Here is a 15,630-nt window from a genome sequence, read left to right as displayed (position 1 = left end):
AAATTTCCAATTCAGAGATTGTTTGATGGGTTTTTCAGACCCTGTTGCTTTTTTTTATTCCCATGTAAGCAATTCTATAGGTTAAATAATTTAAGGTCTTAGGATGAAGATTGGAAGTTATCAATTACTGTTTCACATATGGGGCGAGCTGATCCCAGAGGTTAGGAAATTGCTGACGGAATGTTTCAGGTTGAGCAATCTCCATGTCGCGGAATTCAAAGCCAGGTGCAACGGCTTCCCCCAGGAGTCCAAACTCTCCTTCTTCTAAGACCGCAGCTTTCCAGTAACCACTGGAAGAATCTGGGGTGTTTCTCCTTTTGCCAGATCCATGGCGAGTTTGAACTTTTGCAAGGTTCCGTTGGGATGAATAACTAGATAGAGAACGGGAGAACCTGCATGGAAGTAGTGCATAATGTCTGACTGATTGATGTGAAAATGATCAATAGGACGATCATCTGTCAGGAGATAATATATAATATATAGAGGTCATTACAGCTCGTTGTTTACCTTCTCTATCGGTATCAATACAATAATTGTTTGAGAACGATAATTTTACGAATAATAGCCACCCTCAGGATGCATTTGCAAGCCTAACTTTTGAATTAGGTGGTGTTTATTCATAATCTTCTATTGGGATGGGAAAAAAATTTATTGTTTTGTAGTAATAGCCTATCAAGGAAGGGCTAGCTGGCGCAAGTCTGGTGCAATAGAGAAGAGAAGTTGCGCTTCTTTTGAGCCACTATCGAGAAGCTCAAAACATGAAAATTCAAAGCCTGGTGCAACGGAACAACCCACCAAAACGCTACCTTGAATGGGTACTGCTGCCTGCCACACACCGGAAGGCACAACGTAGCAGAACTGGTTTTCTTCAGATGATAATGTAATACGTTGTGGTGGTGAATCGGTACCATCCCAGAGGTAGAGGTAAATACCCGTGCCTTTGTATAAATTCCAAACTTCATCACCAATGACCCGATGAAACCGACTCTTTTCGTCTTGGTTCAGAGAAAAGTAAATATGAGTAAGAGCAGACTTGACGCTAGAATCACTTGCAGTTACTGAAATGTTGGAGCGAAATACCTCCTGGTATCTTCCTCCTTCTGGGTGTTCTATCAAGTTAAGTGGTTTAGTCATGTGTTTAATTAGATCTTTCAGATTTCAAACAATATACTATGTTAGTAGAGTAGCGTTTCAACTTCAGTTAACCACCAAACATGCAACTGCCAGTAGTTACCTCATCAAATGGTCAAAAGAATAAGAAAAGCTAGTGTTTTTTGTTGGTGTCGCTAACCCCACCTATAATCTTCGATTTAGGTGGGAACTGCGCGAGACATTTTGTTCAACTGAGTCCCAACGCACGAGTTGCTGCTTTGATCAAAGGGTAGTAAGGAGGTTTAGTGACATTAACTTCTCTAGCATCTTCCCGTTTAGTACCCAAAAGTCCAATGCGTTGTCCTTTCTGAATCGCTAGGACTTTCCCTTCTGGGTTTCTAATTCTTAGTTCGTTTAAAGATTCCCAAAGGCTACAGGTGTAGCGGCGCTGATTGTAATAAAATTCCGCTTTTTTGGGGCTTGAGGTACTATTAACTGTACTACTAACTACGGGTAGACGGACACCCACTAACTCTAACTCAATGGTCGTGTTGCCCTCCCAATGATGCTCTCGCAACTTGTAGGCAATATCTACTCGTTTAGGTAAGGGGAAGTATTCCCCCCAACGCCAAGCAATAGCTTTAATTGTGACTGATTGATTGTCCTGATTCAAGGTAAGCTTAATGTGTCCCTTACCAACAACTCGTTGCTCAAGGATTTGGACATTGGCACTCCAAAAGACAGGATCCCGATTGCCAATCCCACACGGGTGAAGCAGATCTAATTGCTGGTAAAGGTTAGAGGTAATTTCAGAGAACTCTAGACTAGCGTCGATAGCAACTAGAGGTTTGAGGTGTTCAGGTTTTAGAGATTGATGGGCAAAACCGCTAAGGGATTGTTCAAAGGTGCTTAAGTTCTCAGCAGGTAGGGAAAATCCACCAGCTGCTTTGTGTCCTCCATATTTACCCAGTAAGTCTTTGCAGAACTCTAAGGCTTCAAAAATATTGAATTCAGTTATGCCTCGTGCTGAACCGCGAATGTGTTGTTGGTCCTTGTCTTCATACGTTCCAATAAAGACTGGGACACCATAGCGCTCTACTAATCTGGAGGCAACAATGCCAATGACTCCATGATGCCAATTCGGTTGGACAATCACTAATACCCGCTTCTGTTCCCAATCTAGTCCAGTATCCTCAATAAATGCGATCGCATCTTGTTCAATATCAGCACACAATTGCTGACGCCGTTGGTTCACTTCTTCACACTGCATTGCCCTCTCAAGTGCTACTTCCGGTGCAGTGGTCGTCAGCAGTTCAATTACAATTTGGGGATCCGATAAGCGACCAATAGCGTTAATTCTTGGTCCTAGTCTAAATCCAATATCCTCCGGCTTGAGGGATTTTTGGTCATCTTTAACCCCAGTTATCTCGATTAATGCTTGAACTCCTGCTAATTGAGATTGAGGCAATAACCCTAAGCCTCGCTTTAACCAACGTCGGTTGATCCCGGTTAAAGGAGCTAAATCCGCAATAGTTCCCAGAGTAAATAGTTCTAACAGCTGTTGGGTCAAGCCTTTGATTTGACCCAGTTCTTGTGCTAGACAGATAGCTAAAATGTAAGCTATCCCTACACCGGCTAAACTTCGGTAGGGTGACTCTTCCGGCAGTTGCTTGGGATTGAGAATGGCATCAGCGTCTGGAAGTTCTGGAGGTAGGTCATGGTGGTCAGTGACAATAACCGTTATTCCCAGTTCTACAGCTCTAGCAATAGGTTCATGGGCAGCAATACCATTATCAACCGTTAAAATCACACCCACCCCTTCCTCCGCAAATTCTTCCACAATCCGTGTATTGATGCCATAACCCTCTGTCATCCTGCTGGGTATGGCGTAGTCTACATCAGCCCCCAACCAGCGCAATGCTCTGAGTAACAAAGCCGTGCTGGTCATGCCATCAGCATCGTAGTCTCCACAAATAGCGATTTTTTCTTGATTTGCGATCGCTTCAGTGAGCATCTCCACACTAATTGCCAAATCGGGAAATTCATCAATCGGTGCAGGCATCACCTGAGATAGGGGATTTAGGAAAACCTCCGCTTGTTCAGATGTTTCCATGCCCCGATTGATCAGGAGTTGAGCGATTAGGGGGGAAATCCCTCTAGCTTGGGCGAGTTGGTTAGCTTGTTCAGTTTTGAGGGGGGCAATTTCCCAACGCTGATTAGGCAATTGGGCATGGGGTTTGGATGGGGTGGGTGAGAGGTGGTTGTGCACAGGTGTCGTGATCGAACAACAATAGCCCATACTACCACCCATAGTATCAGTTATTGGATTTGACCGAGATAATTACAATAGGTTATGATCTTAACATTTTGTAATACTCAGCTCCCTGGGTTTGTCAAGCCAGAGATAACCTATAGATAGATATATCTTTAACAGCTATCTGCAAACCCGTTTAATCCTGATTAATTGGTTAATTAATCAGGATAAATTGTCTGGTTTCTATTACTTAAAAGTAGTCAATAGGACAGGCTATCAACCCTATTTTCACTTAAACAGTTTTCATTAAAACTCCAGACTAACATCAGGAAAGTAAGTCAATTTCAAGGCACGTTTAACAAAATCAGAAGGAACTTTGGTAACTATGGATTACCGCCATATTCAGTTTTGCGATCGCAAATCTCAAATCGACTATTACCAGCTAAAACAATTGTTTCATCTAGGTGCTTTTTGGGCAAAAGACCGAAAAATCGAGGATTGGCAAGTTGCGATCGCTAACAGTAATCCTGTCATCAGCGTTTGGGATAACCAGAAGCTGATTGGATTAGCTAGAGCTACCTCTGACGGAATTTATCGGGGAACCATTTGGGATGTCGTTATCCATCCAGACTATCGAGGAGCTGGGCTAGGGCGTAAGCTAGTGGAAACTGTACTCTCTCATCCTCAGATGAGCCGAGTAGAGAGAGTTTATTTGATGACCACCCATCAACAAAGTTTTTACGAACGCATTGGTTTTGAGGTGAACTCCAGTACCACAATGGTATTGTACAATCAGCCTCTAGTTACTCCAGTGCCTAGTAAGGCTCTACAATCTCAGGAATCCCCTGGGGTATAGAAACTTGAAACCGGGTAAGATTCTCAACAGAGGTATCATTGTCAGCTTCTTCACTGGGAAGCGTTAATACTTCTATACGCCCCTGCATCACTTCCAGGAGTGTTTGAATCATCAACAACGTCAGTCCAGATGAAGTGGATACCATTTCACTGGGCTGTTTTGATTGATCTGGAGGTAATTGCAATAAATCAACAGCTTCAGCCCAACAGCTGATGGCACAGGGCATATCAATCAAGATGGAAACTGTTTCAGATTTAGAGGAGAGTGCAGTCCAAACTTTAATTTGACCACTACTTATCTGAGTAATTGCAGTATCCACAATCATGACTAATGCCTGTCGAAAACGCCGTGGATCGACTAAAACGTGAATTTGGGGGTCAGGTGGAACTATTTCCAGCTGGAGATTGCGATTGGCAGCTTGCAAATGGGTCAGACGATAGAGGTCTTCAAACAGCTGCTTCAAAGAGACTGAGCAAATCTCCAAAACGTTAGTACCGTGTTCAGTTTTAGCTACAGCAGTCACCTCATCAAGCAGTTTAACCATAGTATGGGCAGAGGCGTTAGCCTGGTTCACAAATTCTCTCTCTTCTTCTGGAGACTCACACAGATCAGACAAAATCAACTGATGTAAACCAATCAACCGACTCAGAGGCGATCGCAACTCGTGGGAAGTTCGTGCCAAAAATCCGGCTTTAAACTGGCTCATTTCCATTGCCATTTGGTAAGCCAATTGATTTTGCTTGAATTCCTGTTTCAGACGCTGGATTTCTTCAGCATCAGTATCAGTTTGATGGCATCCAGAGGTCTTTGAGTCTGTGCTTTCATGGAGGTGCGACCCAAGGTCGGGTTCCCCGGCCATTGGAAAGCGCACCTTTAAAAATTTCCTGAAGCGACTCCCGATAACTCCTAACCCAATGCCTACTAGCAAATAGATCAGATCCGTCTCACCCATGCTTATTAAGTCTTGCCACACTAAAAACGTCAACAGGTGCGAGCCCGTTGGTGCGACCCTAGGCCGCGAGGGATTGCTCGCGGCCTAGGAGGCGCACACCTAGAGCGAATTTAATTCGCAACGGAAAGCACACCTAACAAAATTGAAGGATAAAGAATGAAGGTTGAAGTTTATACTGCTGGAAATCGACAAGGATATAGTTGGGTAGACAACCAGGCTAAAAAAAATACCTGTTGCCAAGTAACCAATCGATATAAGGTTTTCAGGATTCCTTCACAATTCAGGATTCCTTCACAATTCAAACTTCATACTTCACAATTCAAACTTCATACTTTTTTGTCAGATCTTTTTAAGGATAGCTAGTTTTTTTCAAAGATGAGTAGAACTATTAAAACCCTGAATCGTCTAATTGAATCCCTCCAGCACGCAAAATTTCCCAGCCACTGCTTGTCCATTTAGCAACAGTAGACGGGACGCCAATCTTGTCTGGTTTGATCGCTTCTAACTCAGCTGGCTGGAGCGTCAATACCTCGGGAAACTGCACCTCAACCGCTGCCATTGTTTGTAAAGGTGGCTCGCCTGAGTAATTAGCACTGGTAGTTGCCAACGGACCAGTCTTGGACAAAATTGCGATCGCTACCTTAGAAGCTGGCACACGCACCCCAATAGTAGTCGGGTCAGAAGGATTCATAACGTTAGGTACTTTATCTGAAGCGGGTAACACCAATGTTAATGCTCCTGGCCAATACTTCTGAGCCATCTGTTCCCAAATCGACCTCTGTGCGGAAGTACCTTGAACATATGGCCAAAGAGACTTAGGGGATGCCCCCATCAAAATCAAAGGTTTGTCTTGAGGACGGCGCTTTGCCTCAAACACCAACTCTGACTTGTGCGGTAGCACTGCTAGTGCTGGGACTGTATCTGTTGGAAAACTTACCAGCTTACCTGAGAGAGCCTCAGAAATCAGGGTAGCCATAGAAACTTGGGTCATTGCTCACCAGCACACTAAAAAGTAGAAGCGATAACGTCAAAGGTAAACGTTAGCTGAAATTATCCAAAGCTTTTTACCTATTGGCATCCATGCATACCTTGTTTATACTTCATACTTCCTATAAGCTAGAGCAAAGCGGTCAATACCTGCTAAATCAGGAAATATCTGAATCTGAGAGTAACTGCCCTGGTTTTGCAGTAGTTGAACAACCTTGTCCGCTTGTCCTGCCATCATTTCAATTAACCAAACACCGCCGGGGCGCAGATAATCCCCAGATATTTCAATCAGCTGTCGGATACAGTCTAGACCATCCCTGCCGCCGTCGAGGGCAATATGGGGTTCATGGTAGTAGATTTCTGGTTGTAGCTGTTTGAGGGAGTTACTAGGTATATAAGGTGGGTTTGCCACGATACCACTGAACTGACCTTTTAAGGCTTCTAGAGGTGAATACCAAGAACCATGGTAGAACTTTATTTTTTCTGCCATGCCCAACTGTTGAGCATTAAGTTGAGCAATGGCAAGGGCTTCTTCAGTGCAATCAACGGCATGAATTGTCCCATGGGGAAATACCTCTGCCAGTCCACAAGCGATCGCTCCACTACCAGTCCCCAAATCCGCCCAGTGTCCTGATGATAAGTCAGGTTTAGAGCTCATAGCTACAGCATTGACCGCCAGATCAATCAGGGATTCAGTTTCTGGACGGGGAATTAGGACAGCTGGGGAAACTCTCAAGGAGAAATGACGCCAAGGAGCAACCTCAGCTAGGTATTGAACTGGGCATCGCTGATCGATACGCCTTTGCCACAGTTGGGTAAGTACAGGTAGAGGTTGGGAAAGTTGAATAGTTGAGTTTTCAGCGACTTTCCCTGATAATGCACACTGTTGCCATGACTCCAAGCGTAGCACTAATGGGTCAAGCTCAGCTACCTCCTTTAGCAACCAGTCCACTTCAGCTGTAGAGACACCTGCCTCAGCTGCAGACTTGCAAGCATCTTGACGCCACTGCCAGAGTTCTTTTCCCGAGACCATCCACCGCTGATCCATAATCATTGATTTGGAGGTTGGAGTTGATTTTGGGACAGACCTTGCAAAAATTTCAGGGATTCCTGGGATGGCACTAGTACGATTTTCTCTAGTTGCTGATCGTTCCTCTCCTGTAAGGTTTTAATAACGCCCTCTAGAGGCACTACCTCGATCTTAACCTGGGAGTTAGGGTCTTGCTGCTTATAGCGATTCACTATACTCTGCAATTGCTCTTTGTTAAAAAAGAACGGAATTGATGAGACCCCATTTTGTTGAATAGTGAGGTATCCGCTGTTGCTAGCTTCTTTGGCAACAAACAGCGGTACGCCCTGAAATGGCTTTTTTTCTTGACCATTTTGGTTCCAGATCGCTTGTGCCTGCTTTACCTGCTGTTGGTTTGGTATGTAGGCAAAATTTAAACCATTGGGAACAGTGCGATTCTTTTGATTTTGCTCATGAACTTCCCCCAAAGATACAGGAACTACTTGTACCTTCTTACCTAGCTCAGGATTCTCCTGCTTTAAACGCTGTACAAACGCATTAGCATCTTCTTGGCTAATAAACACACCTGCCACTGAGGTAGTCTTCTTTTGATCTTGCTGATCTGGAATGGAGGCTACTAGTGGCGAACCTTTACTATCAGTAACTGCAAATACAGGTACAGCTTTCAACTTTTCTCTTACCTGCTCTTCGGTCAGAGCCAGTGCCGCTAAATTTTCCACACTCACTGAGCCTAGTAAGGCACTCGCTACTAAACTTAATGTTGTGCCCCAACGGAACAATGATTTCATAGAAATTACCTCGAATTTTAACGAAGAAGAGCCTGTTACAACTAGAATACCCTGCTCACTGAGAGATCTGAACGCACCTCACTAACCTCTAGTAGAGGCAGAGATTCAAATCAAACTTGATCGATCATAGCTTGAGCTGGCTTGTTAACAAGCGCTGATCAGTGGCGTTTAATCCCCCTGTAGCTAACTCTTATCAAGTTTGACTGTATCAAGTTTGACTGTATCTGACTGTATCAAGTTCCACTGAGTTTACCCTAGTGTCTTGACTGATTTTATGATTTACTTATGGACTTATTGACTTATGAATTTAAAATCGGGATGACAGGATTTGAACCTGCGACATCCTGCTCCCAAAGCAGGCGCGCTACCAAGCTGCGCTACATCCCGGATGCTACCTCTTAGTAGTATAACCAGTATAACTCACTTTTGGCGCTTTGTGTGTACTCGAGATTAATCTGGATACCAGAACATGCCTTTAATACCTTCTGGGTCAGGCATAAATCCCATTTTACGGTAAAAACTTACCACTTGAGGATCGGCAAATAAGGTGATATTGCTAATATCCTGGCTGCGCAATTTTTTGATCATATATCTCATCAAAGCTTTGCCCAGTCCCTTGGTTTGGAAATCTGGATGAACCACTACATCCCAGATTGTCGCATTGAAAGCATGATCAGAAGTGGCACGGGCAAAGCCAATTAAGCGCCTCGTGTTACCTCGCTGGTACCACATAGAAGTAACCAAAAAGCTATGCTGAATGGCTTTCCTAACTTTGCGCAGAGGACGGCGAGACCAACCAACAGCATCACAAAGTTCTTCCAATTCGTACAGGTCAATTTCTCGTGTTGTACTGAAAAATACCCGTGAGGTACCGTCGGTGCGATATTTTACACCTTCTACGGTATCTCCTTCCGGTCGTGTTTGAGGCAAAGCAGTGTCAGAACTGCTAAAGAAGCTTTTCCAAAAACCCATGCAGGTGTGACAGTGGCGTTATCATAATTGTGAGCTACTTGAACTGGTAATGGTCTTCTTTCCCTGACGGCTCAGACGTTCTGGGTCTCGGTCAACCAGAGCCAGACTTAAATGTTTGTTTCAAAAAACAGAAAGTGATATTTGATCTATTGGTTTTATTCCACCAGGAAAACTATCATACCCGACCTACCTTGATCTGAAACTAATTCTTTGTGCAAATGATAATACCACAATTAAGCCTCCTATTAAGCCTCCTATATAAATTATTATCCTAGCATTCCCATCGGTCGCGCTCTTTGAAGTCGCTTGGATAAGATGCTCGCGTCGGAGGGGGCACAGCTGTTTGCTGCCCTTGCGCGAATCTAAATCAACAACCGATGCAGTGGCCTGACGGGGGTTTCCATGGGGCAAACAGCGGTGCGTTCACGTAGTTTCTCCAAAGGAGAATGGTGGTGTTCCGCACACAGACCCAAAACCACTCGCGCTTTGCATCAACAGGCGGGCACCGTCACGAGAATTTAATTCTTAATGGTAAGAGCGCACCTAACAACGAAAGTCGGCAAGCTACCGAAGGTGGGGAAGTTGGGGAAGATTAGTTAGACTAGGCTAATCAGCAGAATTGGTGAGAAATGAATCAGATCCACGCTTGTTGTTGCCTCGGGGGACGCGCGAGAGTTTTGAGCAAGACAAAAGCCTCAAACCCAGACGAAACCCTTGGAAATACACCAAATAGCCAAAAAGGGCTCAAACCCAGATATATCAATAAATCAAGCCAATCAATGTTAAACTCTATCTATATATAGATTTAAGGCTCTTTTATCAGTATTTTTGTAAGTCCCTCTACAAGCTTACCGGGTTGTGTTAACTCAAAAAGCTTAGGTGCGCTCTTACCATTAAGAATTAAATTCCCGTGGCGGTGCGCCCCTCCAAGGCCGGGTTCCCTGACCTTGGGTAGCACCTTGAGGCAAAGGCCGACGCGGGGCGCGAACGGGCGCGCACCTTTTGATAAACAAGAATAGCCACCTACCCCTATCGATGACTGTGGGTTGGAAATCATCCCAACAAGAAATCCTGAAACGCTTCAACCGAGCGTTTCCTAAGTTCTATGAGCAGTTTGTTAGTAGTGAGATCCAACTGCACAACCTCAGACTTGCTTACCGACTCTATAAAACCCAACATGCTGTAATTGAGATCAAACCGGAAGGCTCAAAAAGTGTCCTGCACTTTGCTTACCGGAATGAGTCTTTTCTGCTCAGTGACATTTTTGGCGTTCTGACTGCCTATGGACTGACTATCCACAGTCTCAGTCTTTATGGTCAAATTAGTCCACCAATGCTGGTGTTTATGAAACTAGTGGTGTCTCGTAACCGGAAAGCGCTGACCCACAAAACCTCAGAAAATGTCTGCCGTGCCCTGAGAGAGGCTTTGGCAGGGCGCTTTGAGGTGGAACAAATGCTGGCAGTGGAATTTAATCTCGATGCTGGCTTGAAGCAGGTAGAAACAGAATTTTATGTAGACCCAGTGTTTCATCTACCAGCGCTGTTAATTGAGGCAAATAACCAACCTGGATTATTTTACAAAGTTATGTATGCCATCTGGCAAGAGGATTTACTGGTGGTCAATGCCAACTTGCTGGTGTGGCGGGGACGAACCCGGCTGATTCTTTACCTACTAGGCCCTAACGGAAACTTGATTCCCGATTATTTAGGTCAAAAAATTGCTGAAAGTATTCGGCGCCGATTACTAGGTCAAGTGTTTTAGTGATCATTGGGTGACAAGCACAGGACTTATGCCGCAAACCCAGTTTCTTAAAATAATTACAACGATTTCAGCCTTTGATTTATAACCAGAAACCGGGTTTTAAGGCTCTTGGTGCCTAAGTCCGTCATCCTGCCTACTTTTCAAGTAAGGACAAACCACATGTGATTAAAATCACTGACTCATTTCCTATCCTGTTAATTCTTCGATAAGATCAAGGTATGGCAAGCATTAACATCCTAGGAGTCTCCCATACTTACGAATTAACACCTCCTACCCAATCATCCTGCCCTGTTCTGGTTTTCATCCACGGCTGGCTGTTAAGCCGTAGCTATTGGCAACCTCTAATTTATAGCTTGTCACAGCAGTATCAGTGTCTGATCTATGACCTGCGGGGATTCGGTGAATCCCAGTCCCAAATTCATAACACTCAAAGCTCAACATCTAACCGGGACTCGGAATCACCATGTCCTGAGACTGCTGCTTCATCCACTGACCGCTATAGCTTAGCTGCCTATGCTGAGGACTTGGGCATCCTGTTAGAAAAACTGGGAATCGAACAAGCTTGGTTAGTTGGTCATTCCCTAGGGGGTAGCATTGCTCTATGGGGTGCCTATTTGCTGCCTCAGAGGATTCAAGGGGTAATCTGTCTTAATGCTGGTGGTGGAATTTATCTTAAAGAAGAATTTGAGCGCTTTCGGCTGGCTGGTGAGCAGTTGGTAAAACGCCGTCCCCGTTGGTTGTGTTATGTCCCTTTACTCGATTTACTGTTTACCCGGGCTCAGGTAGCGCATCCTATTTCCCGGAAATGGGGACGTCAACGGGTTATTGATTTTGTTACTGCTAACGCGGAAGCTGCACTGAGGACGTTACTAGATTCTACCACAGAAGCTGAGGTGCATCGCTTACCTCAGGTTGTTTCCCGACTCAAACAACCTGTTTATTTCATTGCTGGTACTCAGGATAAGGTAATGGAACCGAAATATGTGCGTCATCTGGCTAGTTTTCACAGTCTCTTTCAATCCTGTGGGGACAATGTGATTGAAATTGCTGAATGTGGACATATGGCGATGGTGGAGAAACCAGAGACTATTGATGATCAAATTCGTCAAATTTTGGCTAATTACAGTTAATTACAATGGGCAATGTTCTGGCCATATACCGGACATTTGCTTAATGTATAACCCTTAGAATTCTCCATTGATTATTAATGGAATAATTGAGTGAAGTGGGTAATCGGTAATGAGTAATCGGTAACTGACCACTGATAACTGACCCGACTATACTTGAGATCATACTGAATTAACCAATCAAAAACAGTAGCTAGCATTTGTCAAGGTATTTGTAAAGGGCTTTGGAAAGTATGGTGCGATCGCTTCCTTACCCTGGTATTAGTAGCGGGGAAACATTTGCTAATCGCTGTTGCATTAGTCTTGGTAGAGTTAGCATCTTTTTTTGTGTTAAACCTGATCCATAAAGAGCGCCCTGATTACTTTAACAGTCGGATCAGAATGCGTAAATAATGTGGCAACAAGACCCCCGAAACAATCAAATTCTGTTTCTCTCCATCTTCCTAGTCTTGGGCATCAGCACTCGGGACTGGACACTAAGACCAGACTTGATTCTAGTTGTAATCGTCAGCTGCCTACTAACTCAGTGGTTAGCAGCATGTCTTTGGTCAAACCCCAAATACAGATCCGCAATCAAAAACTCTGGGTACCTTCGCCTTCCTTTCCTTGGCCTTCCTTCGGGGTTTAATCCCAAACTCGATTTTAAAACTACCCTTGAATCTACCCTTGAATGGTGCAAAATTCAAACCTTAGAAATAAGTCTTAATCTGCTGAGAAAACCACCAAATTTATCCCAGCATAATGATGCTAGTTTTTCGAGTTCTCCCCAATCCCCTTCCCTAAAAAGTGCTATGATTACAGCCTTAAGCTTGAGCCTGCTGCTACGAGCTGATAACTATAGCACTATGGTTTTAGCAGGCTCCCTAGGAATTTTGAGTAAATTTATTTTCCGAGTTGAGGGCAAGCATTTTTTTAATCCAGCCAATTTTGGAATTATTGCTGTTCTTATCCTAACCAATGATGCTTGGGTTTCTCCCGGACAGTGGGGGGATGATGGTTGGTATGCTCTATTATTTGCGGGCACTGGGAGTATGGTGTTAAAACGGGTAGGACGATGGGATACAACGGCAGCGTTTTTGGGTGCTTATGCCGTTTTAGAAGGGATTAGAAATCTCTGGCTTGGCTGGAGTTGGGATGTATTTTGCCATCGGTTGATGAGTGGGTCTTTGTTACTGTTTGCCCTATTTATGCTAACCGACCCTCGCTCAATCCCCAATGCAGCGATTAGTCGATTGCTCTGGGCAGTGTGTATTGCCTTACTCACTTTTATATTGCGCAATCAATTCTTCATGCCTACTGCTATTTTCTGGGCGTTGTTTGCCCTATCCCCTTTGAGCGTACTTTTAGATTTTATCTGGTCATCTACGAGATTTTCCTGGCATGATAGTGACTCTGTTGAATGACGTTTATTAACTTAAGTTAAAGACAAACAAATAAATAATAATGAAAATTATTCGGGTTATAAGTACTATTTTGATAACGGTTTTATTGAGTTTAGGCTTGGCTCAAAAAGCCTGGGGTTTTTGTGGGTTTTATGTCGCCAAAGCTGATAGTAAACTATATAACCAGACCTCTCAAGTGATAATTGCTCGGGATGGCGATCGCACTGTTTTAACCATGGCAAATGACTATCAAGGGGATGTTAAAGACTTTGCCATGGTTGTCCCAGTTCCTGTGGTGCTTCAGCGAGAACAGGTGAATGTAGGTGACCCTAAGATTATTGAACGCCTCGATCAGTTTAGTGCACCTCGACTAGTGGAATATTTTGACCCAAACCCCTGTGCCGATAACCGAAGGTATCTCGAAAGTGCGCCAGCAGACCTAGGTCGTCCAGGTGGCACAAGGGGACCGGATGCTTATGATCGTAGTTTAGGTGTCACGGTAGAGGAGCGCTTCTCAGTTGGAGAATATAACATTCTTATCCTAAGTGCTAGGGACTCTAGAGGTTTAGAAACCTGGCTCAGACGCAACGGTTACAAAATTCCACGGGGAGCAAATCGGCTATTGCGACCCTACATCCGCCAGAATATGAAATTTTTCCTTGCCAAAGTGAATCTCGACGAATTTGACCCCAATGTGAATCTGCACGAATTTGACCCCAATGTGAATCTGGAAGAATTTGACAAAACTGCCTACCAAAGGTTGCGACCCCTCCAGATGGCTTACGAGTCTCCCCGATTTATGCTGCCCATTCGCTTAGGGATGATGAATGCTACGGGTGAGCAAGACCTGATTGTTTATGTGTTATCACCCCGAGGTCAGGCTGAAATTACAAACTACCGCACGGTGAAGATTCCTTCTAATACTGAAATTCCAGTATTTGTCAAAGCAGAGTTTGGTGATTTCTACACTGCTATGTTCCAAACTGCTTACGAGGGTGAAGGGAAAAAAGTAGCTTTTCTTGAATATGCTTGGGATATGGCTAGTTGTGATCCATGTTCAGCTAACCCCCTCAATTGGGAAGAACTCCGGAAATCAGGTGTCTTTTGGCTAAACTCAGGAAGATCTAATAATGTTTCACGAAGATCTAATAATGTTTATATCACTCGCCTCCATGTTCGCTATACCCGTGATACCTTCCCAGAAGATTTGATGTTCCAGGAAACTTCCAATCGTGAATTGTTTCAGGGACGATATATCCTTCGTCATCCGTTTACTGGAAAGATGAGCTGTAGCGCAGGAGTTGACTATCAACAATCGTTAAATCGACGATTGCAACAGGAAGCTAAAACCTTAGCTGAGTTGACTGGATGGGATATTGATGAAATCCGCAATAAAATCGATTTTCCTGATGTTAAGCCTACTCCTTGGTGGAGACATCTTTGGTAAACCATGAAAATCGTTACTTGTGACTTGTTAATTGGTTACTTGTTTTACTGGTTATTTCTTACTTGCTGGGAGGGAGACAAGTCGCCTATAAAGTAAACTGGATCAGGGCAGCAGCTCTCATCCCTTTAAGATAATCGAGCCGTTTGTGAGCATAAAAACATAGCAATTATTGAACCACATCCTGGAATATCCAATTGAATCCAAGCATTTTTTAGCATGTAAACTAATAGAAAAACCGTGGGGTTTTAGACAAGTCCCCCCCAGCAGCAAGTCATAGAAAATGATTATAAAAAAATCATTAAATTATTTCTTATAAAAAAATTTAATCAATTAATTTATGCCCAGATAGACGCTAATTAAATCGATATATTATCAGACAATATTGATGGTAATTACTATCATAGTATTGATGCCATCAGCTGTATAAGTTCCAAAGTTATTGTCGTTGAATATAATGCAAATTATACACCAATTAGTTTATATAGTATGGACTATAATGCCACACATAAATTCCAAAAAATAGATACTTGTTTGGGAATTTAACTATTTTTTTTTATGTTAATTTATAGGAAAAATTGTATTATTGTCTGAACTGTAAATTATCGTGTATTAATACATTTTTGATTATCAAATATTTGCTTAGTTATCAATTTTTGGCTCCGTTAACGGCTGAAAATCATTATGAACCTCCCAGGTATTATCTGTCGGGATATTTTGCGGGTCATCCTGCTAGCTATCAAACGTTAGCAAAATCTCTGACCATGGGCTCTATTTTAAATTCGCTGAACGTCAGCACCCCGCTCTAAAGAGACGGGACTTCTAGCCTTCCTTTTTAGGTAGCTGACCAGCTATCATAATCGTTCTTGATCTGAGTTGTATTTCTATCCTGTGTTTCAGAGAAAGTGGAATTTTTTAAATTCCATAATTTTTTTTAAATTAAGCGGACTTTTTGTTAATATTTACTCTTAAAAATACAAATAAA

14 protein-coding genes, 1 tRNA gene and 1 pseudogene are annotated in these 15,630 nt (G+C 43.4%); 5 read left to right on the top strand and 11 right to left on the bottom strand.

Annotated features, from left to right (window positions below; all coding sequences use genetic code 11):
* Window positions 1–124: 124 nt before the first annotated feature.
* From BJP34_RS50370 to recJ, 4 genes and pseudogenes are all read right to left on the bottom strand, one after another.
* Window positions 125–247, bottom strand: a pseudogene (locus BJP34_RS50370) (cupin domain-containing protein); the annotation flags it as partial.
* A gap of 17 nt (window positions 248–264) precedes the next feature.
* Window positions 265–429 carry a cupin domain-containing protein gene (locus BJP34_RS46375; protein WP_229424454.1) on the bottom strand — a complete coding sequence of 55 codons (165 nt, stop codon included), beginning with the start codon at window positions 427–429 and terminating at the stop codon, window positions 265–267.
* A 243-nt stretch (window positions 430–672) separates the two neighbouring features.
* Entirely contained in the window at window positions 673–1,134 is a 462-nt protein-coding gene (locus tag BJP34_RS10600; RefSeq protein WP_070392315.1) for a cupin domain-containing protein, read from the bottom strand.
* A gap of 205 nt (window positions 1,135–1,339) precedes the next feature.
* Window positions 1,340–3,403 (bottom strand): single-stranded-DNA-specific exonuclease RecJ, encoded by a 2,064-nt coding sequence (gene recJ / locus BJP34_RS10595; RefSeq protein ID WP_083305096.1) that lies wholly within the window; start codon window positions 3,401–3,403, stop codon window positions 1,340–1,342.
* 328 nt (window positions 3,404–3,731) lie between these two features.
* Here recJ and BJP34_RS10590 point away from each other — a divergent pair, with 328 nt between their 5' ends.
* Window positions 3,732–4,202, top strand: a complete 471-nt coding sequence (locus tag BJP34_RS10590) for a GNAT family N-acetyltransferase (protein ID WP_070392314.1) — start codon at window positions 3,732–3,734, stop codon at window positions 4,200–4,202.
* Here BJP34_RS10590 and BJP34_RS10585 read toward each other — a convergent pair.
* The 6 genes from BJP34_RS10585 to BJP34_RS10555 all read right to left on the bottom strand — a co-directional run bounded on the left by BJP34_RS10585 (window position 4,162) and on the right by BJP34_RS10555 (window position 8,931).
* Window positions 4,162–5,154: a sensor histidine kinase gene (locus BJP34_RS10585; protein WP_070392313.1), complete on the bottom strand. Its 993-nt coding sequence runs from the start codon at window positions 5,152–5,154 to the stop codon at window positions 4,162–4,164. The two genes, BJP34_RS10590 and BJP34_RS10585, sit on opposite strands and share 41 nt — an antisense overlap.
* A 388-nt stretch (window positions 5,155–5,542) precedes the next feature.
* The gene (locus BJP34_RS10575; RefSeq protein ID WP_070392311.1) at window positions 5,543–6,145 is read right to left on the bottom strand and encodes an L-threonylcarbamoyladenylate synthase; all 603 of its coding nucleotides are present in this window, start codon (window positions 6,143–6,145) and stop codon (window positions 5,543–5,545) included.
* A 102-nt stretch (window positions 6,146–6,247) separates the two neighbouring features.
* On the bottom strand, window positions 6,248–7,195 hold the full coding sequence (gene prmC, locus BJP34_RS10570; RefSeq protein WP_070392310.1) for a peptide chain release factor N(5)-glutamine methyltransferase: 948 nt from the start codon (window positions 7,193–7,195) through the stop codon (window positions 6,248–6,250).
* The gene (locus BJP34_RS10565; RefSeq protein ID WP_070392309.1) at window positions 7,192–7,959 is read right to left on the bottom strand and encodes a Tic22 family protein; all 768 of its coding nucleotides are present in this window, start codon (window positions 7,957–7,959) and stop codon (window positions 7,192–7,194) included. Before BJP34_RS10565 ends, prmC begins: the two co-directional genes overlap by 4 nt.
* Before the next feature lie 313 nt (window positions 7,960–8,272).
* Window positions 8,273–8,346, bottom strand: a tRNA-Pro gene (locus BJP34_RS10560).
* A 63-nt stretch (window positions 8,347–8,409) separates the two neighbouring features.
* Entirely contained in the window at window positions 8,410–8,931 is a 522-nt protein-coding gene (locus BJP34_RS10555; RefSeq protein WP_070392308.1) for a GNAT family N-acetyltransferase, read from the bottom strand.
* Window positions 8,932–9,966: 1,035 nt separating this feature from the next.
* Here BJP34_RS10555 and BJP34_RS10545 point away from each other — a divergent pair.
* Window positions 9,967–10,692 (top strand): hypothetical protein, encoded by a 726-nt coding sequence (locus BJP34_RS10545; protein WP_070392306.1) that lies wholly within the window; start codon window positions 9,967–9,969, stop codon window positions 10,690–10,692.
* 218 nt (window positions 10,693–10,910) lie between these two features.
* Complete coding sequence (locus BJP34_RS10540) at window positions 10,911–11,822, top strand: alpha/beta fold hydrolase (protein ID WP_070392305.1); 912 nt, start codon at window positions 10,911–10,913, stop codon at window positions 11,820–11,822.
* Between the two features lie 74 nt (window positions 11,823–11,896).
* Here BJP34_RS10540 and BJP34_RS48665 read toward each other — a convergent pair whose 3' ends face one another.
* A complete protein-coding gene (locus BJP34_RS48665) occupies window positions 11,897–12,019 on the bottom strand; it encodes a hypothetical protein (protein ID WP_267876534.1) in 123 nt (40 codons plus the stop codon).
* A 192-nt stretch (window positions 12,020–12,211) separates the two neighbouring features.
* Here BJP34_RS48665 and BJP34_RS10535 point away from each other — a divergent pair, with 192 nt between their 5' ends.
* Together BJP34_RS10535 and BJP34_RS10530 are read left to right on the top strand one after the other, a co-directional pair.
* Window positions 12,212–13,222 (top strand): RnfABCDGE type electron transport complex subunit D, encoded by a 1,011-nt coding sequence (locus BJP34_RS10535; RefSeq protein ID WP_070392304.1) that lies wholly within the window; start codon window positions 12,212–12,214, stop codon window positions 13,220–13,222.
* Window positions 13,223–13,262: 40 nt separating this feature from the next.
* Window positions 13,263–14,648 carry a DUF2330 domain-containing protein gene (locus BJP34_RS10530; RefSeq protein ID WP_070392303.1) on the top strand — a complete coding sequence of 462 codons (1,386 nt, stop codon included), beginning with the start codon at window positions 13,263–13,265 and terminating at the stop codon, window positions 14,646–14,648.
* Window positions 14,649–15,630: the final 982 nt, after the last annotated feature.

Source organism: Moorena producens PAL-8-15-08-1 (assembly GCF_001767235.1).
Taxonomy (GTDB): Bacteria; Cyanobacteriota; Cyanobacteriia; order Cyanobacteriales; family Coleofasciculaceae; genus Moorena; species Moorena producens_A.
The sequence above is the reverse complement of the archived record's forward strand: the minus strand, read 5'-3'. Positions and strand labels throughout refer to the sequence as shown.

Bases quoted from the DNA above. Each gene is read 5' to 3' on its own strand.
- BJP34_RS10540 (WP_070392305.1), top strand. From the start codon at position 10,911: ATGGCAAGCATTAACATCCTAGGAGTCTCCCATACTTACGAATTAACA.
- recJ (WP_083305096.1), bottom strand. From the start codon at position 3,403: ATGGGTGGTAGTATGGGCTATTGTTGTTCGATCACGACACCTGTGCAC.
- BJP34_RS10545 (WP_070392306.1), top strand. From the start codon at position 9,967: ATGACTGTGGGTTGGAAATCATCCCAACAAGAAATCCTGAAACGCTTC.
- BJP34_RS10600 (WP_070392315.1), bottom strand. From the start codon at position 1,134: ATGACTAAACCACTTAACTTGATAGAACACCCAGAAGGAGGAAGATAC.
- BJP34_RS48665 (WP_267876534.1), bottom strand. From the start codon at position 12,019: ATGCTAGCTACTGTTTTTGATTGGTTAATTCAGTATGATCTCAAGTAT.
- prmC (WP_070392310.1), bottom strand. From the start codon at position 7,195: ATGATTATGGATCAGCGGTGGATGGTCTCGGGAAAAGAACTCTGGCAG.
- BJP34_RS10565 (WP_070392309.1), bottom strand. From the start codon at position 7,959: ATGAAATCATTGTTCCGTTGGGGCACAACATTAAGTTTAGTAGCGAGT.
- BJP34_RS10590 (WP_070392314.1), top strand. From the start codon at position 3,732: ATGGATTACCGCCATATTCAGTTTTGCGATCGCAAATCTCAAATCGAC.
- BJP34_RS10575 (WP_070392311.1), bottom strand. From the start codon at position 6,145: ATGACCCAAGTTTCTATGGCTACCCTGATTTCTGAGGCTCTCTCAGGT.
- BJP34_RS10530 (WP_070392303.1), top strand. From the start codon at position 13,263: ATGAAAATTATTCGGGTTATAAGTACTATTTTGATAACGGTTTTATTG.
- BJP34_RS10585 (WP_070392313.1), bottom strand. From the start codon at position 5,154: ATGGGTGAGACGGATCTGATCTATTTGCTAGTAGGCATTGGGTTAGGA.
- BJP34_RS10555 (WP_070392308.1), bottom strand. From the start codon at position 8,931: ATGGGTTTTTGGAAAAGCTTCTTTAGCAGTTCTGACACTGCTTTGCCT.
- BJP34_RS10535 (WP_070392304.1), top strand. From the start codon at position 12,212: ATGTGGCAACAAGACCCCCGAAACAATCAAATTCTGTTTCTCTCCATC.